Here is a 22,522-nt window from a genome sequence, read left to right as displayed (position 1 = left end):
CTTGTCCGTTTGGTGACGGCGGGAGCGTCGGGGGTATCCCGCTCGGCCCAGGGGTGCGGGGTGCCGTACACTTGCTGATCGTTGCCGCCTTAGCTCAGTCGGCTAGAGCGACGCACTCGTAATGCGTAGGTCGACGGTTCGATTCCGTCAGGCGGCTCGGCACGGAAGCCCAGGTCATCGACCTGGGCTTCCGCCGTTCCCGCGCCCGTCATGCCTGGCGGTGTGGGAGGGTGCCATGCCCGCCGACGACGAGGCGCCCGACGAGGTGTACGAGGCCCTGGCCCCTCAGCCATCCCCTGGGTCGCCCGCGTCTTCGCCGGGCAGCACCACCCCGAGATCAGAGCGCATTGATGCCTTCAGCGCCTTGAGCGCGTCCTCGACGGGGCCGAGCACCTTCGGTGTCGTGGGCAGGTCGCCTGCGACCTTGAGGATCTGGTTGGCGAAAAGCACGGTGAACAACTGATCGGCTGCCTGCTTCGTCGTGGGGCTGGCCAGTAGCTCCATTTCGGCGTTCAACGTGTTCATCTTCTGTAGAGCGCCGGCGTAGTCGAAGCGAGGGGTCGGTCGATCGCTGTCCAGGGCCGTGCCGGTGGGGAGCGTGAGCGGCTGGCTGAACCAGCGCCGTTGACTCTTTGCCCATTCCTCATAAATCGACAGGTACTCGACGTAGATCGACTTGCGGGTCTCGATCCACCGCCGCTCGTCCTCATGTCGCTGGGCTGCCACGAGCCGATCAAGCTCCGCCTGGCCCTGCTGCTTGAGCACCTTCACGGACGACTGAGCCTGCAGCCACGCGCCGGAGAGGCCTGCGATCAGCGCCCCTGCGGCCGGTACAACGATTTCCCACCACCTCGCCATCGCGCACCTCCCGCCCTCCACCGTGTCACGGAAAATCCACTGAGGATGAAGTGGCGTGGATCTCGTAGCATTGATGGCGGACGTTCGGTCGAGGAGCGGGGAGTGGTGGCATGAAGTTCGACATGGGGGCTCAGACGCTCGGCAGTCTGACCAAGCAGACGCAGGGTTCCTCCGATGATCTCGGTTCTCTGATCAAGCAACTGATCGCCGCGGCCGAGCCGTTGCAGGGCAACTTCAACGGGGCCGGACGGGTGGCATTCGATTCGTTCAAGGCGAACGCCGATTCGATCACCGCCGAACTGAACTCCTCCCTGGGCGCGATTCTGGGTGGCCAGAGTGGAATGGACTCCTCGTTCGGCCAGGGTGACACCGAGATGTCGGACAATGCCAGGTCCTCCGAGGGCACCGCGAACTTCGACGCCGCCAGGTTCTCCAGCAGCCGCTGACACGGGGAGTGACAGTCATGACAGACCGACGTAGTTTCGACACCGGCACGTCGCAGCAGGTGCAGGGTGACCTCGCCGGCATCATCGGGCGGCTCGAGTCACTGATCTCGCAGCGCAGCTCCGACGTCGCGGCCGCGATGGCCGACTTCCAGGCTGACGGGGTGTCCGAGGAGTACCGGACCGTCGAGGACCGGTGGAACCGGGCAGCGGGCGAGGTCCGCACGATCATCGACCTGGTCAAGACCACCATGACGAAGAACGACGAGACGGCGAACACCACGCTGTCCCGGGCCCGCTCTGCGGTGCAGTCGATCGGTTGAGTCGTTATCCGACGAGTTGTTGACGAGGGAGCACGAGCGTGAGCGCGTGGGATATCTCCCCCGGTGGAGTGCGCGACGTCCTGACTCGTACACATGCCGCGGCCATGCCCTTCGAGGGGCAGATGACGAGCTTGAACTCGGCGTTGGAGGGATCCGCCACCGAGTCCAGTTCGGAGATCGTGGGCCAGGCGCTTCAGGGCTTCGTGGAGTCGATTCGGACGGATCTCGAGTTCGTGTTCACTCGCACGGGGGCGTGCATGCAGGCAGCGGCGCAGGCGACGAACGCCTACGTCGAAGGTGACCTGGAGATGGCGGCGAACGCGCAGCGCAGCGCGGCGGCGGCACCCGACCCGTCGGCCACGATGCCGGGGCCGGGCGGTGGGGCGGTGCCCCGATGATCAACCCGGGGGAGATCCCGCAGATCCCCGGCAACATGGATGCGCTGGCCACCCACGCCCAGACGGTTCGGACCGCTGGCGTCGACTTCGCCAATACCGGCCAGGCGGTCGACAGCACCTGGCAGGGGCTGGCGGCGGTCTACAAGGCGCCGGAGGCGACGCAGCTCTTCGCCGCTTCCGGCCCGGTGCGTACGGTGTCGGCCTCGGTGGGCGAGGACATCCAGGCGGTCGGGGCCGCTCTGGCCACGTACGCCACCGAGGTCAAGGAGATCAAGGCTCAACTCGCCGCCCTCAAGGGCCAGGCGGAGGAGTTCGTCGGCTCGGTCAAGGACGACGAGGACTGGCGCGAGGATCAGGGCAAGGTTGACAAGCACAACGGCCTGATCACCGCCGTGAACACGCAGGTGGCCGCGTTCTTCGAGGCGCAGCGCAAGTGCGCCAACACCATCAACGCGCTGTACGGCGGCCGCCAGTACCGGGCCGACAATGCCGACGGCCAGGCCGAAGACGGCGAGTACGGCTTCACCGCCGACACGCTGAACGCCGCCGCCGGTGAGGACGGCGCTCTGCCGTGGGGCAGCAACGAGGAGCACGACCGTGGCTTCTGGGGCGACGTGGGGGCGTACTTCGTCGGCATCGGCGAAAGCTTCGTCACCATGCTCGAAGACCTGGGCGGGCTGATCGGCCGCGATCCCACCACGGGCGAGTGGAGCTGGGGTACGGCCGGCCAGTCGTGGCTGGGTCTGGGCAAGTTCGTGTGGGCGGTCTCGATCTACGTCAATCCGGTGACGATCGTGATCGACCAGACGGTCGGCATGCCGTTCTTCGAGCAGCGCGAGGCGGGAAACCTCCTGCTCAACGCAGGCAAGACCATCATCGCGTACGACACCTGGGGCGAGGACAAGTCGAAGGCGGCCGGCATGGCCACCTTCAACATCGTCTCGGCGGTCGTGGGCACCAAGGGTGCCGCCTCCGGGCTGCGCGGTGCGGGCGCGGCGGTCAACACCATTCGCGGCAGCGCCACCGCCGCGCGGGTCAGCGCCGCCCTGGTCCGTACCGGTAACTGGCTCGACAAGCTGCCCACCGTCGGCGAGGTGGCCATCAACCTCGCCAGGAAGTTCGACATCAAAATCCCGCAGCTCGGGTTGGTTCCGGCGATCGCCGGCGACGTGCCGATCGGGCGTGGCTTCGACGTCGAGATGCCCAACGTCCGCGGTGGCGACGCGATGCACATGGACGGCGGCAACGGGCCGGGCGGCCACGTGCCTGGCGGGAACACGCCGGGCGGTCACGTCCCGGGCGACCTGACGCCCGGTGGGCACATCCCGGACGGCAACGCCCCCGGTGGGCACATCCCGGATGGCAACGCCCCCGGTGGGCACATCCCGGATGGCAACACCCCGGGTGGCAACCTCCCGGAGGGCAATACCCCTGGTGGCAACCTGCCGGAGGGCAACGGACCCGGTGGCAACCTGCCGGACGGCAACGCGCCCGACGGGAACCCGCCGGGCGGAGGCAACCCCGATCGCGGACGGGACCTCACGCCGGATGAGCAGCAGCGGTTCGTCGATCAAGCCGAGCGGCTCAATCCGGCAGCGAGGGCCCAGGCGTTGGAGTTGCTCGCCCGTAGCGACCTGCCCGACGGTGTGGCCAACCGCGCCGTCCGGGACTTCGTCGACCTACAGGATTCCGGGCGACTGGCAGGCAGTGCGGATCGGCAGGCCCAGGTCCTGCGCGACATGATGGAACAGTTGGGTGGAGACCGTTCCGCCGCAGTGGGAGCGGCTGCTGAGCTACGTGCCGCGAACGACGTTCTCAACAGTCCCGACCTGATGCCTGGCTCGAAGATCGGTATCAGCGTCAAGAATGAGCCTCTCGATCTCGGCACCGGCACGGTGGTCCGTACCGGTGACGTCCCCGAGTCGGATCTGGTGTACCAGACCAGGGACGGCAAGGTGCATTTGGACGAGGTCAAGGCGACCGCGCAGACGGTGGCCAATAAGATCAATGAGAAGCCCGATCAACTGCGCCGGATGCTTGACTGGCAGGCGGCAGATCCCGCAGGGCGGGCAGTGGGTTACCGGATCGGGACCGACGAGGGGTTGAAGGGCCTGTTCAGCATGACCAACCCTGAGCCGAAGCTGTATGCGCTCGACCGGATCGCCGATGCGGACGTGCCGCTTCAGATTGGCGGGCGCACGTTAACTCCGGATCAGCTGCGCCAACTGCGTGAGGCGGCGGAGCAGGCGGCGGCGGATCCAGCGCATCCCATGAAGCGGGGCCAGGCGGGGGCCTGGTTCGACGAACACCTGCCGAACCTTGCTGCCGCACGCGACTTCCTCAGGCCCTATGGAGTTGACTTCCTGTGAGCGAATCTTTGGTACCGCCCGAACTGTTGGCCCTGCCGCCCTCGTGGCAGGCGGCGGAGTCTGGGCGACGTCACCCCGTGATCAGGGACCTGCCGGCCGACCCTGAACACCGGTCGCTGGCGCTCTCGGCCCTGGAAGCGTGTCTGGCCTTTCAAGTGAAGTCCGCCGCTCGTTATGGCGACGACCCGAACTGGGGGTTGCCCGAGGCGTTCTCCAACGACGACTGGTTCCTGCTGCAGATAAGGCTCAAGCGGCGGCTGCCGACCCTCGCCGACGTGACGCGCACGAACGTGCGTGACTGGCTGCAGGAGGGCGACGTGGCGGAGATCCTCGAGGCCACGTGGACCGAGCCCTCGGATGAGCTCATCGAGGCGGTCGGCCAGATGTGGACGACTTTCATCGTCAACGGTCTGATGGTGGATCTGCTCCGTTGGCTGGGGTGGGTCGCACGAGATCATCTGGATGTCGCAGAGCGCGCCAGGGCGCTCGACTTCCTCAAGGCGGCCACCCGGCGCCTGCCGTGGCGTCACACGATCGAGACCATTCCGGTGATTCTGAGTCTCGGCGGGCCGGATGAGCGTGGCTACTTCGACCAGTTGGCGAATGATCCGGGCCTGCACGAGAAGACGCGTGCCGAGGCGGCAAGCAAGCGGTGGCTCATCGACAGTGAGAGCGCCCGAGCCTAGCGCGTCACTGCTCCTGATACCCCAGACAACGACGTCAGCCGATGAAGTCGCGACCTAACGGCCAGTTCATCCGAGACTGCTCAGCTGTCATCCGTCCGCCGAGGATGGGCTCCCAGCGGAAGCTTCGTCGCGGATAGTTGAGCTAGACAGGTTCCCTATGGAGTTGGTTTAGTGGTTGGTCCCTGGGTTGCCCCCGAGATGCTGGCCGCCGTGCCAGTTCCGTGGCGGCTGGCGGATCCCGTCGAGCGTGGAAAGGCGACGCGCGAGCTGCCGCCCGATCCGCTGTACCGGGCCGAGGCGTTGACTGCGTTCGAGACCTGCCTCGCCTACCTGGTGGACGTCCGGGACCGTCATGGCAACGAGACCGACTGGGGACTTCCCAAGGCGTTCTTCGACGACCACTGGTTCGTCCTGTATGCACGGCTGAAGCAGTCGATGCCGACCCTTGCCGACGTCACACCCGAACGGGTGCGCGAGTGGGTTGAGGCATACCTGGACCCGGAGGAAGTCTTCGGGGTCACCTGGACGACGCCACCGGACGAGGTGGTCGACAGCGTTGGTCGGTCATGGGTCTTCTTCATCCTGCAGGGGGCGGCGGAGAGCCTGGTCCGTTGGTTTCGTCGGGTGGGACCCGATAATCTGGACGATGCGGAACGAGCGCGGGTCGTCGACCTGCTCAAGAAGGCCACTCCTCGTCTCCAGTGGCGTCTGACGATCATCACCATCCCGGCGATTCTGGATCTCAGCGGTTCGGAGGAGAGGGACTACTTCGACCGGCTGGCGAGCGATCCGGGCCTGCACGAGAAGACCCGCGCCGAGGCGGAGAGTATGAGCTCGTTCATCGACCGCCAACTCGAAACGATCTAATTGTCCTGGAGGGCTCGTGAGTGTTTCGAGCTATCTGGTGTGTCCGTCGCGCCAGTTGATGATCGGGCTCGGTAAGCGGCTCAGAGACGAGAGTGGCGCGGTCACCGGGTTCTCCATCGGTAACCATCTGACCTCGGAGGACCCGCAGCTCACGCAGGTGATCTGGAAGTTTCTCGCCGAGACAGCCGGTGCCGAACTGGTCGTCAAGTTCAGCGACGACGAGGACTTCGAGGAGATCGCGGGCTATCGCGAGATCGGCGGGGACGAGTACGGCGACATCACGATCGAGGACTACGCGCGCGCAGCATCCTAGAGTTGGCACCGCCCCGCAGAGCAGACCCGATTGGCAGGCAACGCGCTGATGCCGAACTACGTGGAGATCTATTTCGGGTCCACCGAGGACCGCGAGCGGGTGGCCGGCAGGGTCGGTTCCGCCCTCGGGATTCCGTTCGAGCCGTCCGACCAGCCCTACGCCGATTACCTGGGCCGGACCGAGGACGTGGCGATCGACCTCAAGGTGGGCCACGAGCTGGAGGACGACGCGGGGGTCCTGTTCGAGGACATGCCGTACGTGTTGACGGTGCGGGATTTCCGGCGAGGCCAGTTGGACGAACCGGCCGCGCGGAAGATGTTCGTCGAGTTGGACAGGCTGGGTTACCGACCCATCTACCTGGTCAGAGGCCTCCAGGAGATTCTTGCGTCCATCGACTGATCTGACGATCAGCGGGGGACGTTCAGGCCGTAGCGGCGGACCACCGCCCCCAGCGTCTCGTACGGCGCACCCGGACCGCCGTCCACTCGGTACCACCACGCGCGTCGGGCGCCCCGCCCGAGGGGGCGACCCACCACCACCTCCGGCTCGGACTCGACCGGGTTCTCGTGGTGGCCGACGAGGATGCCCCACGGCAGCGCCGGCATGCTCGGTCGGCTCGACCGCAGCCCGCCGGATCGGCCCGGATGCACGGTCACGATCACGCTGCGGGCGGTACCCGCCAGCTTCTCGGCGAGACCTTCGAGCGTCGCCGCGTCGACGACCGACAGGGGCGGACCGGCCAACCGGAGTTGTTCGCGGACGCCGACGTCGACCCGCTCGACCGTCAGGACCCCGAGCGTCGCCGACCCGTCGACGCCGCCGACGACGGTCAGGCTGGTGGGTGCCGGCGCGCGCGTTCGACAGAACGCGGTGAGTTCATGGCGTGACCACGGTTCGGTGACCGGTTCCGCGACGCCCCAACCGGTCGGCTCGGCGCCGGTGAGGGCGCGGACGGCGGCCTCGGTGCTGGCGCCCAGCCGCAGGGCCTCGGTGGCGGGGTGCATGGTGACGATCTGGATCTCCAGGCCGCCCGTCCACGGTGTGCTCGTGGGCAGTGTTCCAGCGGTCCGCGCGGCGTCGGATCTGGCGAAGCGGTGACCGTCCCAGCGCAGCGGCAACCCGGTGAGGCCGTCCCGGTACTCCTCGCCCGCCCGCACCACCCACTGGCCCCGCGCCTGGGCGAGCATCGTCTCGAACGGGTACGTGATGACGCCGTCCACTGGCGTGACGACCTGGAGCAGCAGACCATCGCGTACCGCGTCGACGGCCGCCTGCGCGAGCCACGGTGCCAGGCCGACCACCGCCCGGTCCTGGTGCAGGACGACGGCCCGGTCGGTGATCGTGTCGGTCGCGCCGCTCATCGGCTCTCCCATGTCATCCCTCCGGTGAGCTCGACCAGCGCGGCGGTGAAGCGGCGGGCGACGTCCGCGGCCTGCGGGTCCGCGCCCGGCGCCCGGCTCTCCACCCACCACGCCGGCTCGGGTACGTCGTCGGCGGGGGCGAGGCCCAGGAGCCGCCGCGCCTCCCCGGGTACGCGCACGAGACGCGCGGCCTCGACACTCAGCAGCAGCCGCCCGTCGGCGGGGTCGAACAGTTGCACCAGCCCGACCGCCTCGACGGTGTCCATCTTCAGCTCGGAGCCGGCCGCGAGCAGGGCCCCGAGCATCGCGGCCGCGTCGGGCTCGGCGCGGCACAGCGCCACCGTGTCGAACGTCATCAGTGCTCCTTCGTCTCACCGGTGAACGCGGTCTGCACCATGCGGGGACCATCGCCGGGGCGGATCAGTTGCGCGCGGCCGGTCGGCAGGACCATGGGCCGCACACCCGAGAACAGTTGGCCCTCCGTCCGGTCGCCCGACATGAGCAGGCTGAGGCAGCCGGCCTCCCGTACGGCCAGCGGGAACGGCTCGAACAGGCCGCGTGAGGCACCGGCCACCCGGCGGGCCATCACGACGTGCAGCCCGGTGTCGCGGCCGGCCGCCACGTGCGGCACCAGCGCGCCGAGCGGCTGTGTGGCCGACGCGGCCAGGATGTCGTAGTCGTCGATGAGCAGCACGATCCGGGTCCGCGCCGCCTCCGGCGACTGCCGCTTCGCCAGCTCGTCGGAGACCGCCCTGGAGAGTTGCTGGGCGAGCGCCGGGTTCGGGGCGTACCCGCCGCAGTAGGAGTCGGGCACCACGTCGGCGAGGGCGCGGCGCGGGTCGAACACAGCGAAGACGAGTTCCTCGGAGTCGTACTGGCTCATCAACTCCTCGGCGACCAGCCGCAGCAGGTTCGTCTTGCCCGTCCGGGGGTCCCCGAGCACGAGGAGGTGCTGGTCGCGGCCGAAGAGGTCGAGAGTGGCGGTGGAGAAGTCGTGCTCGTAGCGGCCGAAGGGAACCACCCCGTGACCGGAGGGAGCGCCGGCCAGGTCGGCCACGGGAAGCACGGCGGGCAGGACCCGCACCGGCGGCGGCAGCGCGCCCGTCCAGGCCGCCCGTACCGATCGGGCAGCCGCGACCAGACCGGCGACCGCCGGGTCGGCGACCCCGTCCAGTCGGGGAAGCGCCACCTGGGCGAACAACTTCTCGCTGGTCAGCGCCCGACCAGGCTGGTCCGGTGGTACGGCTCGGGCCTGCCGGCCGTCGATGCTGGATTCGGCGGGTTCGGTGAGCCGCAGCTCGACGCGGTTGGCGAAGGCGACCTGCTGGGCGGCGCGGACCTCGTTCCAGCGCCGGGCCGTGCCGACCACGTGGATGCCGTAGCGACCGCCCCGGGCGAGCAGGCCGTGCACCTTCGCTTCGAGACCTTCGAACTCCGCGTTGAGCTGTCCGTACCCGTCGATCAGCAACACCACGTCGACGCAGCCGACCTCGGCGCGTACGCCTTCGTCGGCGTTTCGCAGGTCCTCGACAGTGTCGAACTGGTGCCGGCTGAAGATGCGCTGCCGGCGGGTGAGCATCGCGTGCACCTCGTCGACCACACGGCGGACACGCTCACGGTCCTCACGGCCGGCGACGCCGCCGACGTGGGGCAGCTCGGCGAGCCCCGACAGGCCGTTTCCCAGCAGGTCGATGCCGTAGATCCCGACGTCGGTGGGACGGTGGGTGGTGGCCAGGCCGAGGGCGAGGGTGCGCAGCGCCGTCGTCTTGCCGCTGCCGGGGCCGCCCAGGATGAGCAGGTTGCCGCCGCTCCCCGCCAGGTTCAGCACCCAGGGGCCCTGCCACTGGCGGGCCGGGTCGTCGAGTCGGCCCAGCGGAACCGGCAGTCCACCGCCGGGCGGCGGGCTCATCCCCAGGCGTACGCCATCCGGTGTGGTGCTCACCCCGCCGGCCATCTCGTCGAGGGTGAGCAGGGACGGCAGGGGCGGCAGCCAGATCGCCGGGACGCGCTGCCCGCTCGCCGCCAGCTGCCGTACCACCGTGGACAGCAGGGTCGGTCCGGTGGTGCGCCGGGTGGCCGTCGGCTCGTCCGGCGCGCTCTCGTCGACGTCGGCGCGGGCGGTTCCGAACATCGGCATCGGTTTCGCCAGCGGTCCGACGATCGGGGCGAGTTCGGCGTCCGCGCCGTCGTCGAGCGGGCCGGACACGTAGGCGGCCTTGAACCGTTGGTAGATCGACACGTCGACCTTGAGGTACCCGTTCCCGGGCAGCGGCGGCAGGTGGAACGCGTCGACCGTGTCGAGGACGGTGCGTGACTCGATCTCGGTGAGCGTACGCAGGCCGATCCGGTAGGCGAGATAGTTCTCCAGGCCGCGCATCTTGCCCTGCTCGACGCGCTGGCTGGACAGCAGCAGGTGCACGCCGATGGACCGCCCGATCCGACCGATCCGCAGGAACAGGTCGATGAACTCCGACTTGGCGGCGAGCAGTTCGCCGAACTCGTCGATGAGCACGAGGAGGTGGGGCAGTGGGGGCAGGTCTTTGCGCTCACCCTGGGCGCGGAGCATGTGGTACTCGGTGATGTCGGTGACCTTGCCGGCGTCGGCGAGTACCTGTTGACGGCGCTGCACCTCGCCGTCGAGGCTCGTGTACATCCGCTCCACCAGCGCCGCGTCGGCCGCCAGGTTGGTGATCAGCCCGGCCAGGTGCGGTAGGTCGCCGAACGGCGCGAAGGTGGCCCCGCCCTTGTAGTCCACGAGGACCATCGCCATCCGCTCCGGCGGATGACTCGCCGCCAGGGCGAGCACGAGCGTACGGAGCAGTTCGCTCTTGCCCGAGCCGGTCGCCCCGACACACAGCCCGTGTGGCCCCATGCCGAGCTGTGCGGGCTCCTTCAGGTCGAGCAGCACCGGACGCCCGGCGGGATCGACCCCGATCGGGACGCGGAGGAAGTCCCGTTCCCCGCGCGGTCGCCAGAGGCTGGTCAGATCGAGGTCGGTGAGGTCGGACAGGCCCAACAGCTCCTGGAAGTCCGCCGGTGGGGTGCCGGTGCCGTCGTCGTAGGAGTCGGCGGACAGTCGCAGCGGTGCGACGGTGCGGGCCAGTCCCTCCACGAGCGGGCCCGGCGCCGCGTCGAGGGTGCCTCGTACGGTCATGGCGGGGGACGCGGTGAGGTCCTCCAGCGTGACCGAGTCGCCGTCGATGGTGATCCGGCGGGAGACGTCGCCGGGCTCGTGCAGCCGGTCGGCGAGCAGATGGACCACGGTGACGCCGAGGCTGGCCAGTCCGACCGTCGGGTCGGGGCTGGCCAGCACGCGAGCCAGCTCACCGTGCGCGTCGTCGATGACCAGCAGGCGCGGCCGGGCCTTCGCCTCGGCTCGCCCGCCACCGTGGCGGAACGCTTTGAGCGCGCTGGTGGCCCGCTCCTCCAGGTCGTCGCGGAGCAGTTCCACGAGCGTCTGCGCCGTGGTGACCAGCAGCGGGGTCGGGCCGGACGGGCCGATCGAGGTCCGGTCGAGCAGGTGGGGCAGCCATCGTGCCCACCGCCAGTCCCGGGCCCGCTCCGGAGTGGTGATGATCGCGAGCGTCACGTCGTCCGGGGCGTGGAAGGTGGCGACCTGCACGAGGATCGCCCTGGCGACGGCCACCGCCTCCGCGTGGTTCGGCGCTATCACGCTGACGTCCCCGGCGCAGTCGAGGTTCGCCCGCAGGGGCAGCCCTGGTGTCAGCGCGAAGCGGCGGATCAGTGAACGCGCCTCGTGACGCATGAACGGATCGAGCGGGTTGGTGGGCGTGCTCTGCTCGCGCAGCTCGATGGGTCGCACCGGCAGCGCGCCCACACCCAGTCGTACGTGCAGGAAGTCGATGTCGGCGCGTCGGCGCTCCCACAACCGGGCCGGGCTGCGGATCACGTCGAGCAGCCGGTTCACCGGCGGGTCGAGGAGGCTGGCCTCCGCACGCATCCGCTGCTCGGTCTCGCGCAGCTGGTCCCGCAGTTCCTCCAGGTAGTCCTGGTAGCGCTCGCGCTGCGCGCGGCGCTGTCGGCCGGCCTTGCCCAGCTGGGTGAGGTACATCGCGCCGGCGGCGCCCAGCGCCGCCACCATCACCACCGCGCCGAGGGCCGCGAATCCGGAGCCACGCAGGAACATCATCATGCTCATGGCCACGCCCGCGCCGGCCATCGGCAGCAGCGCCTGAAGCCCCATCGCGGATTTGCCGTCGGGCAGTTGCGGTGGCGGGTCCAGCACGAGCGGGTCCATCGTGGACATCGGGCGGGCCATCCGGGCCGGGCGGTGCACCATGCGCGTCGACATGCGGTCCTCCGGTCAGATCTGCCGGGCGCGGGTCAGGGCCAACGCGGCGGCGCGGGTCACCTCCACGAGCGTCGCCTCGCCGATCCGCGACGGCGTGATGAGCGCACCGGCGGCCAGGTGGCGGTCGTAGGGCAGCGCCACCACCGGTACGCCGGTCTGCCCGATCAGCTCCCGTGCCGCGCGCTGGTCCAGCGTCGAGCGGCCGTGCGGGTTGCCCGCGCTCAGCACGACGATCACCCGGTCCAGCCACGCCCCGTACCCGTCGTCGACGATCCGACGGAGGGCCTGGTAGGTGCCCCGTACCCCGTCCGGTGTGGCCGCCGCGACGAGCACCACGGCGTGCGCGTCGGCCATCACCCCCGCCGGGGTACGGGCCTCCAGGCCGGGTGGGCAGTCGGTGACGGTGACGGCGAAGAGGCGCGACAGCGCGCGGGTGACCGCGGTGCACAGGTTCGCGTTGGTGGTGCCCCCCGGCAGCACCCAGAGGCCCGTCCCGGTGCGGGGTAGGAGTGGCGCCAGCTCGCGTAGGTCGCCGCCTCGTGCCGCGAGCAGGCCGGGCGCCAGCTGGTGCAGCGACGGCTCACTCGGCACGCCGAGCCGCCAGGTCAGTGAGCCCTCGTACGGGTCGGCGTCCGCGGCGAGGACCGGATCGGCACGACGGGCCGCGAACACCGACGCCAGCAGCGCGGCGACCGTGGACTTCCCGGCGCCACCCTGCACGGAGGCCACCGCGATGCGCCGACCGGTGTGTACGGGCGACTGCACCTTGGCCGCCAGGTCGGCGAGTTCCCGGTTCTGTCGGCCGCTGGCGAACATCTGGCTGGCGCTGCGCCAGGTACGCCGTAGCGCGGAGTCGCCGGAGGGGGGACGGCGTGCGATCGGCGGGTTGGTCGGCTCCGCCACCGAGGGATCGGCCGGCGGTGCGGTTCGCGGCACCGGTGGAGCGCTCATGCCACCCCCTCTCTCAGAAGGTGTCGAGTAGTCGTGAGTAGAGCCCGAACACCCCTACGGCGACGGGCACCAGCGCCATCACGGTCAGGGCCTCGACACGGTCGGCGAGCTGCCGGCCCCGCGCCAGGATGTGTGGCGGCGGCCGGTACGCCAGGATCGCCAGGGAGACCGCGCAGACACCGAGGGCCGCCACGGCGGTGGCCCACCACGTGTCGGGTCGCTGGTGTATCCAGCTCAGCAGCAGGCCACCCACGACGGTCAGCGTGCCGGTCACCAGCGCCACCACTTCGGCCGCCAGCGGGAAGGCGCGCATCCGCAGCAGCAGGGCGGCGGCCACGAGGACTGCCAGCGTGAGTGGCCACGGACCCGGCGTGGCCGCCAGGACGAGCCCGGCGAGCGCCGCCGAAATCGCCGCCGCGATCGCCGCGACGGCCAGTCCTCGATGCGCGGAGTCGACGGCGGCCTGTACGGATACGCGGCTCACCGGCTCGTCGTTGCTGCGTCGGTCGTCGAGACGGGTGAGGCCCGAGGCGATCAGCGCGAACCGGGGTAGCAGCCCCAGCACGCCCACCGACGCGATCGCCATCACCGCCGCGGTCCGCTCGTCGGAGACGCCGAACAACAGCGGGGTGCCCCAGCCCGCGACCAGGAGGAGTGCTGTCCCGCCGCCGAGGAGGCCGGCGCGGCCGTTGCCCGTCGCCGCGCCCACGGCCAGGACGGTGCAGCCGATCACCACGGCCCACAGCGCCAGCTGCCCGGCGCCGGTGTCGGTCCAACCGGGCACGGTGGTCGTCACGATCGCGGCGCCGCTCAACAGCACCGCCACCCCGACGGCCCGTCTGCCCGCCATTCCGAGGACAAGGCCGGCCAGGGCGACCGCGCCACCGATGACGCTGACCAGGGCGGGACCGAGTCGTGGGCCGGAGAACAGGGCGGCCGCGGTGGCGGCCATCAGGCAGGCGCTGGTGGCGGTCCACGCCCGAGGGACGTCACCCCACCGGCCGCGTCGACGCGTGAGATCGTCGCCGACCTCGTCGGAGACGTCGTGGACGATCGCCGCCGGTGGTGCCTCCGAGATGGGATCGACCCGTAGCAGGGCGCCGTCGGGTACGGCGGCCTGCCGCAGACTGCCGGCGGGATCGAGCACCGTGCCGTCGAGGGTGCTGATCTGGTAGCCCCGCGAATCGTCCGTCGGTGGGTGGCCCACGAGGGCGACGACCTCGGGCAGCAGCAGGCCGAGTGGTTCGTCGGCGGGCAACACGAGGTCGATGCGGCGGTGTGGCCCAGCCAGGGTCACCCGACTGAGGTGGCCGGCGGACGCGAGGGCCTGCGGACGGGTCATCGCTGGCCTGTCGGCTGGACCGCTGCCGGGTTGCGTGCCCGCTGTTGCTGGGCGACGACGTTCTGCAGGAACGACCAGCCCACGCAGACGGCGCAGGCCACCGCCGCGAGCACGAGACCGGCCCGCAGCCAACGGAAGCCGTCACCCGTGGCGCGGACGCGGCGCTGCCTGCCCCACAGCAGCAGCTCCCGCATGCGGGCACGGCGAACCGCGACCGACTCGATGAGCTGGGTGTCGAATTCCCGCGCCACGGCTCGATTCTATCCACGGGCGCTAATTCGATTGGGGGCGACGATCACGCGCTGCCGCTGAGCCGCCACGCCAACGCGTCGACGTTGATCAACCCTACGAGGGGCTGGCGGCTGCGAGTGCGGCGGCCACCCGGGCCGCCTCGCGTCGGCCCTGGTCCCGTCCGGCGGCCACGAGCGCGGGTACGACGGACCGGTCCGTCACGCTCGTACCCTGCGCCCGCTTGGAGGCCGTGTCGCGCAGCAGCAGTTCGACCGGGCGGCTCGCGTCCAGGGCGGCTCGCTGCTTCTCGATCCGGGCCCACGGCCCGATGGCGGCGGTGCTGGGCGCGAGGGCGATCACCGGGCCGTTCCCGGGTGCGAGGTCCAGGTTGAGGCTGGACCGCATGCCGCCGTCCATGTACCGGCGACCGTCGATCGCCACCGGAGCGGCGGACTGCGGCATGGCGCAGCTCGCGGCGACCGCGTCCACGAGGGGTACGCCGTCGTGCCGCGTGAAGAGGCGCAGGACGCCGGACTCGACGTCGACGGCGGTGACGCGCAGGTCAGTGTCCTTCCAGTCGTGGTCGGGGAGGCGGGCCTCCGCGATCCGGCGCTGCCGCGACGGGTCGTCGATGGGTGCCGCGAGCGCGAGCTTGCCGAGGCGACGGGCGGCCTGTTCGGGGCTGCGGACGAACAGCTGTGCCCGGGCCAGCCGCAGGAGACTGAGCAGGCCCAGCGCGGGCCCGGTCTCGTGGGGTACGCCCTGACGCTGGCGCTCGTACAGCTCGGGCAGGGGTGTGCCGCTGGCGACCTGGGCGCCCACCACGGCGCCGGCGCTCGTGCCGACAAGCACCGCGTCCGAGCCCACGGTCAGTCCCTCGTCGGCGAGGCCGGCGAGGATGCCCACCTCCCAGGCGATGCCGGCGACTCCACCGCCACCGAGCACCCAGACCGGCCGCGTGTCGTCTGCCATCGCTTGCCCACCCTCCCGCTGATTTACTGCTAACGCCGTTCGCAGTTTGACGCTAGCAGGCGTCGCGGAGGGCTGACAACGGGTGTGCGGCTCAGGGCTTCCGTCGGCCGAAGGTGATCCCGCCGAGCTTGCTCTCCGGCGAGGTCACCGTCATCTCCGCCTCGACCGCGAAGCCGTTGTCGCGCAGCCAGGCCGCCATCTGGGCCGGCCGGCGACGGTGCACGTGGATCCGCATCGGGTGACCGCCGTACCCCTCGGTCTTGAGCGTCGTCTCGTCACCCACGTGGAAGCCGACCAGGAGCGGGCTGCCCGGGCGCAGCACCCGGTGAAAGTGCGCGAGGACCTGACCGAGCCGCTCGTCCGGAACGTGGATGAGCGAGTACCAGGCGATCAGGCCGGCCACCGAGCCGTCGGCCAGGTCGAGGTCGGTCATCGAGCCCACCTCGAACCGCAGGTCGGGGTTGTCTCGGCGGGCCACCGCCAGCATGCCGGGGGACAGGTCGATACCGAACACGTCGAGACCCAGCTCGTGCAGGTGGGCGGTGATGCGACCGGTGCCGCAGCCCACGTCGGCGACCGGACCGCCGCCCGTGGCGCGGACGAGTTCGGCGAACAGCGCCAGCGCGGCCCGCTCGTAGGGCGCGCTCGCCAGAAAGTCGCGGACCAGGTCGGCGTAACTGACCGCCACGGTGTCGTACGAGGTGCGCGTGTCGGTCAGCCAGTCGTCCGCGTCCATTCGGGAAGGTTAGACGTAGATCTTCTTGGCGTACTCCGGGCCGTAGTGCGTCTCCAGCTCCTCCAGGCTCTCGACGGGCGCCTCGACCTCCTTGATCAGGCGGGCGCGGGACGGCAGGACGTCGGGCTGCCAGGTCTCCGGCTGCCACAGCGCGGACCGCAGGAACGCCTTCGCGCAGTGGTAGAAGATCTGCTCGATCTCCACGACCACGGCGAGCACCGGCCGGTGTCCCTTGACGACCATGTCGTCGAACCAGGGAGCGTCGCGCACCAGGCGGGCCCGCCCGTTGATCCGCAGCGTGTCGGTGCGGCCCGGGATCAGGAAGAGCAGCCCGACGTGCGGGTTGTCCAGGATGTTCTGGTAGCCGTCCGCGCGCTTGTTGCCCGGCCGCTCCGGCAGCGCGATGGTCGTGTCGTCGAGCACTAGCGCGAACCCGGCCGGGTCGCCCTTGGGGGAGACATCGCAGCTGCCGTCCGCGCCGGCCGTCGCCACCAGGCAGAACGGAGCTGCGGCGAGCCACTGCCGGTCCCGTTCGTGCAGGCGGGGGCGGTCCTTGTTGGCGGCCCGGGGGTGCGGCGTCCCGAGCAGCTCGCGTAGTTCCTCGTGCGTGGTGATCTCCACCGTCACGTGATCCTCCCTGAGCCGTTGACCAGGGTGGCGGGGGCCACCGTAGCCAGCCTAGGCCCGCGTGGCCATCGAGGTTTGCCCCCGACCGCCGGGGGTACGGCCTGACCCGACACGCCCGCCGCACGTACCGTCCGCAGAAGCGCCGACCAGTGGAGGCCGGGACATGGAGAGCCGACTCAAGGTGCTGGGTCACCCAGTCCATCCGATGCTTGTCATGTTCCCGGTCGCGTTGCTGGTCACGGCGGTGCTCTTCGACATCATCGACACGGTCGGCGGCCCCGACTTCCTCGGCGAGGTCGCGTACTGGAACATCACCGTCGGTCTGATCGGCGGCCTGCTCGCCGCGGCGGCCGGCTCGTTCGACCTGCTGGCGATCCCGACCGGCACCCGCGCCAAGCGGGTCGGTCTGCTGCACGCGGGCGCGAACGTCGCGGTGATCCTGCTCTTCGCCGCCGTCTGGGTGGTCCGGCTCAACGCGGACTCGCGGGCCGCCGGTGGCGCGCTGATCGCCATCGAGGTGGTCGCGGTGGCGATCCTCGGCATCAGCGCCTGGCTCGGCGGCGAGCTTGTCGACCGGCTCGGTGTGGGCGTCGACCCCGACGCAGACCTGAACGCGCCCAGCTCACTGCGGCCCACCACCCAGCGGATCGGAGACGCGCGATGAGCGAGCAGCAGGCCGGTGGGTTCGGCCGGGGATGGCGTAGCCGGCAGCAGGGCTGGGACCCGATGGGCGAGTTGCAGTCGCTGCGCGCCGAGCTGAGCCGGTTGGTCGGCGGCCGGGCCGGGGCGTCCGACGTCGAGCTGACCGAGACGGCGGACGGCTGGCAGGTCGTCGTGCGGTTGCCCGGCGTCGCGCCGGAGGAGGTCGCCGTCGAGCTGGACGACCGCGAGCTGTGCGTGCGGGGTCGCTCCGAGGCGGAGGTCAACGCCGACCAGGGCATCCCCGGTGGCTTCGAGACCCGGGGTTTCGAGTACCGCGTCGACCTGCCGTCGCGGGTCGACCCGGAGGGCATCGACGCGGTGATGGACCACGGGCTGCTGCGGGTCCGCCTGCCCCGGGCGGCGCGGCCCGCGCCGCGCACGATCACCGTCGGCCGCACCGGGCCGCGCTCCGGCGGCCTGTCCGGGGGTACGCCGGTTCCGGCCGACCCCGCGGCGGACCGGGAGCTGCACCACCCGGACGCCGTCGGCGAGATCGACCGGCCGTAGCGGGTCAGGTGGTCACCCCGTCCCTGCTCGGCCCGACGGCCGGGCGAATAGAAGACGTGCGGCGGATCGCCGTACTCCGCGCCAACGCGCTCGGCGACTTCATCTTCGTCCTCCCGGCGTTGGACGCGCTGCGTGCCGCGTACCCCTCGGCGGAGATCGTGTTGCTCGGAGCGCCGTGGCACGTGGCGCTCTGGCGCGACCGGCCCGGCCCGGTGGACCGGGTGCTGGTGGTGCCGCCGGGACCGGGCATCCGCGAGCCGGTGGCCGACGAGTCGACCGCGACGATTGACGACTTCCTGGCGGCGGCCCGGGACGAGGGCTTCGACCTGGCGGTGCAGCTCCACGGTGGTGGCGCCAACTCCAACCCGTTCGTCAGTCGGCTCGGCGCCCGGGTGACCGTCGGGTTGCGTGCCGAGGACGCGCCACCGCTGGACCGGTGGGTCCGCTACGTGTACTACCAGCACGAGGTGATCCGCTACCTGGAGACGGTGGCGCTGGTGGGCGCTCCGGCCACCACGATCGTGCCGACGCTGGCGGTCACCGACGCGGACCGGGCGGAGGCGGAGCGGGTGCTCGGCCCGCCGGAGCGACTCCGGGTGGCGTTGCATCCCGGTGCCAGCGACACGCGACGGCGCTGGCCGGCCGAGCGGTTCGCCGAGGTGGCGGACGCGCTGCACGACGACGGCTACGAGGTGCTGGTGACCGGTACGCCGGCGGAGCGGGACGTCGTGGAACGGGTGGTCGCGGCGGCCGGGGCGCCGGTTCGGCCGCAGGTCGGCACGCTCAGCCTCGGCGGGCTGGCCGGCTGCTACGCCGGTTGCGCGCTGGTCGTCTCGAATGACACCGGTCCGCTGCACCTGGCCGGCGCGGTGGGTACGCCCACGGTGGGCATCTTCTGGGTCGGCAACCTGATCAACACGGCGACGCCGCTGCGCGGCCGGCACCGGCCGATCACCTCGTGGATGGTGCACTGCCCGGTCTGCGGGGTGGACTGCACGCCCGGCATCTACCCACACCGGCCGGGCGACGGCGAGTGCCCGCACCGCGACTCGTTCGTCACCGACGTGCCGGTGGCCGAGGTGCGCGAGGCGGCCCGCGAACTGCTCAACCCGTAATCAGCCCCTCGTCGGCGAGGACGACCTCCCACGCCTCCACGTCCCGTTCGGTGACCGTGGTGGGGGTCTCCAGGTGGTAGGCGCCGCTGGGCAGGATGCCCGCCCCGCCGTGCCGGGCCAGCACCGCGAGCTGGGCGGCCACGTCCTCACCCTGGTGTCTCTCCTGCACCCGACGCCAGAAGTCGAACCCGCCCGAGTCGAGGAGCTTGGCCCGGTCGTAGAGCACGCAGCCGCCGATCCAGGACACCTTGTACGCCCGCCACGCGCCCGGCGGCAGTCCCACCCCGGCGGTGACGTGCAGCAGGTTGGCGGCCGAGTGGATCCGGGCGCGGTCCCATTCGACGCTGCCCGGGCGGATCCGCTCCGGCGCGGGCGGTCCCGCCCACTCCTCGTAGTGCCCGTGCGCCTCCGGTCGTACGTCGTCGACGTACGACAGACCGTGCACGCCGTTGCCCACGAACCCGCAGCCCAGCTCCTCGATCGCGGTGACCAGCCGGCGCAGCGCCCCCGGCTCCAACCAGACGTCGTCGTCGAGGTTGAGCACGTACCGGGCGGCCGACGCGTCGAGCAGGTACGCGCGGTGCTCGGCCAGGCCCCGACGCGGCAGCCGGCGGGTCAGTAGCACCGGGTGGCCGGCGTGCCGCAGCGCCCGGACCATGGTGGCCGCGGCCGGGTGGGCGTACGCCGGCTCGGAGTCGGACTGGTCGCTGACCACCACACCGAAGCCGGGCACCCCCTCCTGCGCGGCGAGCCCGGCCAGGGTGACGGCCAGCTCGGTGGGCCGGTTACGGGTCGGGATCAGCACGTCGACGAGCCGGTCGACGCGGAACTCCGCCGGTACGCCGAGGGCGAGGGGCCGGTTCACGACGACTGGGTACGGGTGCTCAACGACGGATCGGAGGCGTACGACGACGGGTCCTGACCGTGGGACCGGATCCGTTCGATGATCGCGGAGGTGGACCGGTCCGCCACGTACCCGAGGGTCCGCACCTGACCGCCGAGCCGCCGCACCAGTGGCGCTTCCGGCACCAGCTCGGGCGGGTAGTCCCCGCCCTTGACGTAGACGTCCGGCCGGACCGCCTCGATCAGCGCGGCGGGCGAGTCCTCCTCGAAGACCACCACGTGGTCCACGCAGGACAGCGCGGCCAGCAGGGCGCCACGGTCCTCGACCGGGTTGACCGGCCGGTCCGGACCCTTGAGCCGGCGTACGCTGCCGTCCGAGTTCACCGCCACGATGAGCAGGTCGCCCAGGGCGCGGGCCTGCTCCAGGTAGCGCACGTGCCCGGGGTGCAGCACGTCGAAGCAGCCGTTGGTGAACACCACCGACCGTCCCGCCTCGCGGTGTTCGGCGACGATCGCGTCCAACTCCTCGGTGCCGACCACCGCCGGGTGCCCGCTGACCTCCGGCGGCATGTCGAGCGCGGCGAGCAGGTCGTCGCGCAGGCACACGCAGGTGCCGGTGTCGGAGACCGTGATGGTGGCCGCGAGCTGGGCGAGCTGCGCGGCGGTGGGCAGCGGCGCGGCGGCGGCCAGGGCCAGGGTCATCGCTGCCAGGTAGGCGTCTCCCGCTCCCACGGCGTGGCTCGCCGGGACCGGGGTGCTGTGGCTGCGCCGCCGCTCGCCGTCCGCCCCGCCGACCACCGCGCCGTCGGTGTCCAGGGTCACCGCGACCACGTCCGCCCCCGTGTGGGCGTGCAACTCCGCCAGGCGCGACTCGGCCAGCACGGCCCGGTCCACACCCGCTCCGGCCTCGGTGTTCACGGTGACGCCTGTGCCGGTGACGCTGAGACCGTCGCCGGTGAGGGCCACCCGACTCTCGCCCGGCGTGGGTTCGCCGACCGGGCCGGGACGGTCGTCGACGCGGGCCCCGCCCGGGGCGGCCCCCACGCTCAGCTCGGACGGCCCGTCGGCCGGGTCGATGTCCGGGTGTTCCAGGTGCAGGTCGGTGCCGGTCGACGTACGGGTCGCGCCACCGGCCCGGGCCAGCAACCGGGTCGCCTCGGCGAAGCTCGGGGTGACCACGGTCGGCGCGAGCCCGCGCCAGTCGGCGAGGTCGTGGGCGTCCAGCGCGACCGTGGCGTACCGCTCGCGGTTCTCGACCAGCCACGCGCGGACCGGCGCGGGCAGTGCCCCCAGGCCGTAGTCGCAGACCACCAGGGTCGGCGCTTCCCCGCCGGCGGCGGCGCGCAGCTCCTCGGTGGCGCAGTCCAGCGCCGTGAGCAGCCGGATCACCCCGTCCGGGTCGAGCGCGTCGTCGGGGTCACCCGAATCCTCCCGGAGCAGGATCTGGTTGCCGGCCAGCATCCGCCGCTTCACGGGGGTGGGTCGGCCGGGTTGGTTGACGGTACGGTCCCAGACGCCGGCCCGGTCCAGACAGTCGTGCAGTTCGTCCCCGGCGACGTCCGCGCCGACCGGCGCCACCAGCACGGCCCGACCGCCGAGGGTGGCGACGTTGACGGCGGTGTTCGCGGCCCCACCGGCGGCGGAGATCCGCCGACGCAGGGTCAGGACCGGGGCGGGCGCCTCCCGGCAGAGCCGGTCGGACTCGGCGAACCGCCACTCGTCCAGCATGGCGTCACCGACGATCAGGACCGGACGCCCGAGCCAGCTCTCCACGACGGTGGCGAGCCTGCGCTGTTCCGCTGCTGCTCCTGCCATGCCTCCCCGGGTCCCCAGCGGCCCCCGGGCCAAACCTGGGCCGATGTGACGCCCCTCGTGGGGTGTTTCGGGCGCAACGGTGCGGGAAGGGACCTGAGGAACCCCGGAGAGGAGATGTACCGAGATGGCAGCGACATTGCAGGGTAAGAGGATCGCCTTCCTGGCCGCCGACGGTGTCGAGGAGGTCGAGTACGTCCAGCCGCGCGAGGCGGTCGAGAACGCCGGTGCGACCGTGGAGCTGGTCTCGCTCAAGCCCGGTTCCATCCAGTCCTTCAACCACCTCGACCAGTCCAAGACGTACGACGTCGACGTCACCGCGGACAAGGCGGACGCCGCCGGGTACGACGCGCTCGTGCTGCCCGGAGGGGTGGCGAACCCGGACTTCCTGCGGTCGGACCCGGACGCGGTGCGGTTCGTGAAGGCGTTCTTCGAGGCCGGCAAGCCGGTCGGGGTGATCTGCCACGGCCCGTGGACGCTGATCGAGGCGGACGTGGTCCGCGGCCGGAAGATCACCTCGTGGCCCAGCCTGCGCACCGACCTGACCAACGCCGGCGCAACCTGGGTAGACGAGGAGTGCGTAACGGACGGCAACCTGACGAGCAGCAGAAACCCCGACGACCTCCCCGCCTTCTGCACCCAGATCACCAAGACCTTCGCCGCCTGATCCACCCCCCACCACCGGGGGGGGGGGGGTTGGTTTGTTTTTTGGGGTGGGGGGGGGGGGTGGGGTACAATAAAATTTAAAAAGCAA

The 22,522-nt window shown here is 71.1% G+C and carries 24 protein-coding genes and 1 tRNA gene; 13 read left to right on the top strand and 12 right to left on the bottom strand.

Features of this window, described 5'->3' with window-relative positions; all coding sequences use genetic code 11:
- The first annotated feature begins 83 nt into the window (after window positions 1-83).
- Window positions 84-157 (top strand) — tRNA-Thr (locus ACIA3K_RS10600).
- A gap of 128 nt (window positions 158-285) precedes the next feature.
- Here the strand turns inward: ACIA3K_RS10600 and ACIA3K_RS10595 are convergent.
- Window positions 286-858 carry a hypothetical protein gene (locus tag ACIA3K_RS10595; RefSeq protein WP_396800429.1) on the bottom strand — a complete coding sequence of 191 codons (573 nt, stop codon included), beginning with the start codon at window positions 856-858 and terminating at the stop codon, window positions 286-288.
- A 110-nt stretch (window positions 859-968) separates the two neighbouring features.
- Between ACIA3K_RS10595 and ACIA3K_RS10590 the strand changes: the two genes are divergently transcribed.
- The 8 genes from ACIA3K_RS10590 (at window position 969) to ACIA3K_RS10555 (ending at window position 6,656) form a co-directional block, all read left to right on the top strand.
- Window positions 969-1,304, top strand: a complete 336-nt coding sequence (locus ACIA3K_RS10590; protein ID WP_396800428.1) for a hypothetical protein — start codon at window positions 969-971, stop codon at window positions 1,302-1,304.
- A gap of 17 nt (window positions 1,305-1,321) precedes the next feature.
- Window positions 1,322-1,624: a pore-forming ESAT-6 family protein gene (locus ACIA3K_RS10585; RefSeq protein WP_355049252.1), complete on the top strand. Its 303-nt coding sequence runs from the start codon at window positions 1,322-1,324 to the stop codon at window positions 1,622-1,624.
- 38 nt (window positions 1,625-1,662) lie between these two features.
- Entirely contained in the window at window positions 1,663-2,022 is a 360-nt protein-coding gene (locus ACIA3K_RS10580; protein WP_355049251.1) for a DUF6507 family protein, read from the top strand.
- Window positions 2,019-4,391, top strand: a complete 2,373-nt coding sequence (locus ACIA3K_RS10575; protein ID WP_396800426.1) for a hypothetical protein — start codon at window positions 2,019-2,021, stop codon at window positions 4,389-4,391. Before ACIA3K_RS10580 ends, ACIA3K_RS10575 begins: the two co-directional genes overlap by 4 nt.
- 77 nt (window positions 4,392-4,468) lie before the next feature.
- The gene (locus tag ACIA3K_RS10570; protein WP_396800424.1) at window positions 4,469-5,077 is read left to right on the top strand and encodes a hypothetical protein; all 609 of its coding nucleotides are present in this window, start codon (window positions 4,469-4,471) and stop codon (window positions 5,075-5,077) included.
- Between the two features lie 198 nt (window positions 5,078-5,275).
- Complete coding sequence (locus tag ACIA3K_RS10565; RefSeq protein WP_396800423.1) at window positions 5,276-5,944, top strand: hypothetical protein; 669 nt, start codon at window positions 5,276-5,278, stop codon at window positions 5,942-5,944.
- 16 nt (window positions 5,945-5,960) lie between these two features.
- A complete protein-coding gene (locus tag ACIA3K_RS10560) occupies window positions 5,961-6,257 on the top strand; it encodes a hypothetical protein (protein ID WP_396800422.1) in 297 nt (98 codons plus the stop codon).
- Window positions 6,258-6,287: 30 nt separating this feature from the next.
- On the top strand, window positions 6,288-6,656 hold the full coding sequence (locus ACIA3K_RS10555; protein ID WP_396800421.1) for a hypothetical protein: 369 nt from the start codon (window positions 6,288-6,290) through the stop codon (window positions 6,654-6,656).
- Between the two features lie 8 nt (window positions 6,657-6,664).
- Here the strand turns inward: ACIA3K_RS10555 and ACIA3K_RS10550 are convergent, their stop codons facing one another.
- The 9 genes from ACIA3K_RS10550 to ACIA3K_RS10510 form a co-directional block, all read right to left on the bottom strand.
- Window positions 6,665-7,618: a DUF6177 family protein gene (locus tag ACIA3K_RS10550; protein ID WP_396800419.1), complete on the bottom strand. Its 954-nt coding sequence runs from the start codon at window positions 7,616-7,618 to the stop codon at window positions 6,665-6,667.
- Window positions 7,615-7,974 carry a hypothetical protein gene (locus ACIA3K_RS10545; RefSeq protein WP_396800418.1) on the bottom strand — a complete coding sequence of 120 codons (360 nt, stop codon included), beginning with the start codon at window positions 7,972-7,974 and terminating at the stop codon, window positions 7,615-7,617. Before ACIA3K_RS10545 ends, ACIA3K_RS10550 begins: the two co-directional genes overlap by 4 nt.
- On the bottom strand, window positions 7,974-11,930 hold the full coding sequence (gene eccCa, locus ACIA3K_RS10540) for a type VII secretion protein EccCa (RefSeq protein ID WP_396800416.1): 3,957 nt from the start codon (window positions 11,928-11,930) through the stop codon (window positions 7,974-7,976). Before eccCa ends, ACIA3K_RS10545 begins: the two co-directional genes overlap by 1 nt.
- Window positions 11,931-11,942: 12 nt before the next feature.
- Window positions 11,943-12,881 (bottom strand): hypothetical protein, encoded by a 939-nt coding sequence (locus ACIA3K_RS10535; RefSeq protein WP_396800414.1) that lies wholly within the window; start codon window positions 12,879-12,881, stop codon window positions 11,943-11,945.
- 13 nt (window positions 12,882-12,894) lie between these two features.
- Complete coding sequence (gene eccD, locus ACIA3K_RS10530; protein WP_396800413.1) at window positions 12,895-14,223, bottom strand: type VII secretion integral membrane protein EccD; 1,329 nt, start codon at window positions 14,221-14,223, stop codon at window positions 12,895-12,897.
- The gene (locus ACIA3K_RS10525) at window positions 14,220-14,474 is read right to left on the bottom strand and encodes a hypothetical protein (RefSeq protein ID WP_396800411.1); all 255 of its coding nucleotides are present in this window, start codon (window positions 14,472-14,474) and stop codon (window positions 14,220-14,222) included. The genes eccD and ACIA3K_RS10525 overlap by 4 nt, the downstream gene beginning before the upstream one ends.
- Window positions 14,475-14,568: 94 nt before the next feature.
- Window positions 14,569-15,426, bottom strand: coding sequence for a patatin-like phospholipase family protein (locus tag ACIA3K_RS10520; RefSeq protein ID WP_396800409.1), 858 nt, complete (start codon window positions 15,424-15,426; stop codon window positions 14,569-14,571).
- A gap of 91 nt (window positions 15,427-15,517) precedes the next feature.
- A complete protein-coding gene (locus tag ACIA3K_RS10515) occupies window positions 15,518-16,162 on the bottom strand; it encodes a class I SAM-dependent methyltransferase (RefSeq protein ID WP_396800407.1) in 645 nt (214 codons plus the stop codon).
- Between the two features lie 9 nt (window positions 16,163-16,171).
- Window positions 16,172-16,789 (bottom strand): pyridoxamine 5'-phosphate oxidase family protein, encoded by a 618-nt coding sequence (locus ACIA3K_RS10510; RefSeq protein ID WP_396800406.1) that lies wholly within the window; start codon window positions 16,787-16,789, stop codon window positions 16,172-16,174.
- A gap of 163 nt (window positions 16,790-16,952) precedes the next feature.
- Between ACIA3K_RS10510 and ACIA3K_RS10505 the strand changes: the two genes are divergently transcribed.
- Genes ACIA3K_RS10505 through ACIA3K_RS10495 form a run of 3 tightly spaced genes read left to right on the top strand, consistent with a single transcriptional unit; the run spans window position 16,953 to window position 19,113 of the window.
- Window positions 16,953-17,453, top strand: coding sequence for a DUF2231 domain-containing protein (locus tag ACIA3K_RS10505; RefSeq protein ID WP_396800404.1), 501 nt, complete (start codon window positions 16,953-16,955; stop codon window positions 17,451-17,453).
- Window positions 17,450-17,998: an Hsp20/alpha crystallin family protein gene (locus ACIA3K_RS10500; protein WP_396800402.1), complete on the top strand. Its 549-nt coding sequence runs from the start codon at window positions 17,450-17,452 to the stop codon at window positions 17,996-17,998. The genes ACIA3K_RS10505 and ACIA3K_RS10500 overlap by 4 nt, the downstream gene beginning before the upstream one ends.
- A gap of 8 nt (window positions 17,999-18,006) precedes the next feature.
- Entirely contained in the window at window positions 18,007-19,113 is a 1,107-nt protein-coding gene (locus ACIA3K_RS10495) for a glycosyltransferase family 9 protein (RefSeq protein WP_396800400.1), read from the top strand.
- On the opposite strand, the gene ACIA3K_RS10490 is transcribed toward ACIA3K_RS10495, so the two are convergent.
- Together ACIA3K_RS10490 and rfaE2 are read right to left on the bottom strand one after the other, a co-directional pair.
- Complete coding sequence (locus ACIA3K_RS10490) at window positions 19,103-19,978, bottom strand: glycosyltransferase (protein WP_396800399.1); 876 nt, start codon at window positions 19,976-19,978, stop codon at window positions 19,103-19,105. The genes ACIA3K_RS10495 and ACIA3K_RS10490 overlap by 11 nt on opposite strands.
- Window positions 19,975-21,771 carry a D-glycero-beta-D-manno-heptose 1-phosphate adenylyltransferase gene (rfaE2, locus tag ACIA3K_RS10485; protein ID WP_396800397.1) on the bottom strand — a complete coding sequence of 599 codons (1,797 nt, stop codon included), beginning with the start codon at window positions 21,769-21,771 and terminating at the stop codon, window positions 19,975-19,977. The genes ACIA3K_RS10490 and rfaE2 overlap by 4 nt, the downstream gene beginning before the upstream one ends.
- A gap of 124 nt (window positions 21,772-21,895) precedes the next feature.
- On the opposite strand from rfaE2, the gene ACIA3K_RS10480 reads away from it, so the two are divergent.
- Window positions 21,896-22,435 (top strand): type 1 glutamine amidotransferase domain-containing protein, encoded by a 540-nt coding sequence (locus ACIA3K_RS10480; protein WP_396800395.1) that lies wholly within the window; start codon window positions 21,896-21,898, stop codon window positions 22,433-22,435.
- Window positions 22,436-22,522: the final 87 nt, after the last annotated feature.

The sequence above is a fragment of the Micromonospora sp. NPDC051543 genome (assembly GCF_044454415.1).
Classification (GTDB): domain Bacteria; phylum Actinomycetota; class Actinomycetes; order Mycobacteriales; family Micromonosporaceae; genus Micromonospora.
This window is presented reverse-complemented; position numbering and strand designations above follow the sequence as displayed.

What these genes read in the sequence shown, in the direction of transcription:
- ACIA3K_RS10545 (WP_396800418.1), bottom strand. Translation starts at nt 7,974, where the DNA reads ATGACGTTCGACACGGTGGCGCTGTGCCGCGCCGAGCCCGACGCGGCC.
- ACIA3K_RS10565 (WP_396800423.1), top strand. Translation starts at nt 5,276, where the DNA reads ATGCTGGCCGCCGTGCCAGTTCCGTGGCGGCTGGCGGATCCCGTCGAG.
- ACIA3K_RS10585 (WP_355049252.1), top strand. Translation starts at nt 1,322, where the DNA reads ATGACAGACCGACGTAGTTTCGACACCGGCACGTCGCAGCAGGTGCAG.
- ACIA3K_RS10535 (WP_396800414.1), bottom strand. Translation starts at nt 12,881, where the DNA reads ATGAGCGCTCCACCGGTGCCGCGAACCGCACCGCCGGCCGATCCCTCG.
- ACIA3K_RS10590 (WP_396800428.1), top strand. Translation starts at nt 969, where the DNA reads ATGAAGTTCGACATGGGGGCTCAGACGCTCGGCAGTCTGACCAAGCAG.
- rfaE2 (WP_396800397.1), bottom strand. Translation starts at nt 21,771, where the DNA reads ATGGCAGGAGCAGCAGCGGAACAGCGCAGGCTCGCCACCGTCGTGGAG.
- ACIA3K_RS10550 (WP_396800419.1), bottom strand. Translation starts at nt 7,618, where the DNA reads ATGAGCGGCGCGACCGACACGATCACCGACCGGGCCGTCGTCCTGCAC.
- ACIA3K_RS10575 (WP_396800426.1), top strand. Translation starts at nt 2,019, where the DNA reads ATGATCAACCCGGGGGAGATCCCGCAGATCCCCGGCAACATGGATGCG.
- ACIA3K_RS10595 (WP_396800429.1), bottom strand. Translation starts at nt 858, where the DNA reads ATGGCGAGGTGGTGGGAAATCGTTGTACCGGCCGCAGGGGCGCTGATC.
- eccD (WP_396800413.1), bottom strand. Translation starts at nt 14,223, where the DNA reads ATGACCCGTCCGCAGGCCCTCGCGTCCGCCGGCCACCTCAGTCGGGTG.
- ACIA3K_RS10520 (WP_396800409.1), bottom strand. Translation starts at nt 15,426, where the DNA reads ATGGCAGACGACACGCGGCCGGTCTGGGTGCTCGGTGGCGGTGGAGTC.
- ACIA3K_RS10505 (WP_396800404.1), top strand. Translation starts at nt 16,953, where the DNA reads ATGGAGAGCCGACTCAAGGTGCTGGGTCACCCAGTCCATCCGATGCTT.
- ACIA3K_RS10515 (WP_396800407.1), bottom strand. Translation starts at nt 16,162, where the DNA reads ATGGACGCGGACGACTGGCTGACCGACACGCGCACCTCGTACGACACC.
- ACIA3K_RS10480 (WP_396800395.1), top strand. Translation starts at nt 21,896, where the DNA reads ATGGCAGCGACATTGCAGGGTAAGAGGATCGCCTTCCTGGCCGCCGAC.
- eccCa (WP_396800416.1), bottom strand. Translation starts at nt 11,930, where the DNA reads ATGTCGACGCGCATGGTGCACCGCCCGGCCCGGATGGCCCGCCCGATG.
- ACIA3K_RS10500 (WP_396800402.1), top strand. Translation starts at nt 17,450, where the DNA reads ATGAGCGAGCAGCAGGCCGGTGGGTTCGGCCGGGGATGGCGTAGCCGG.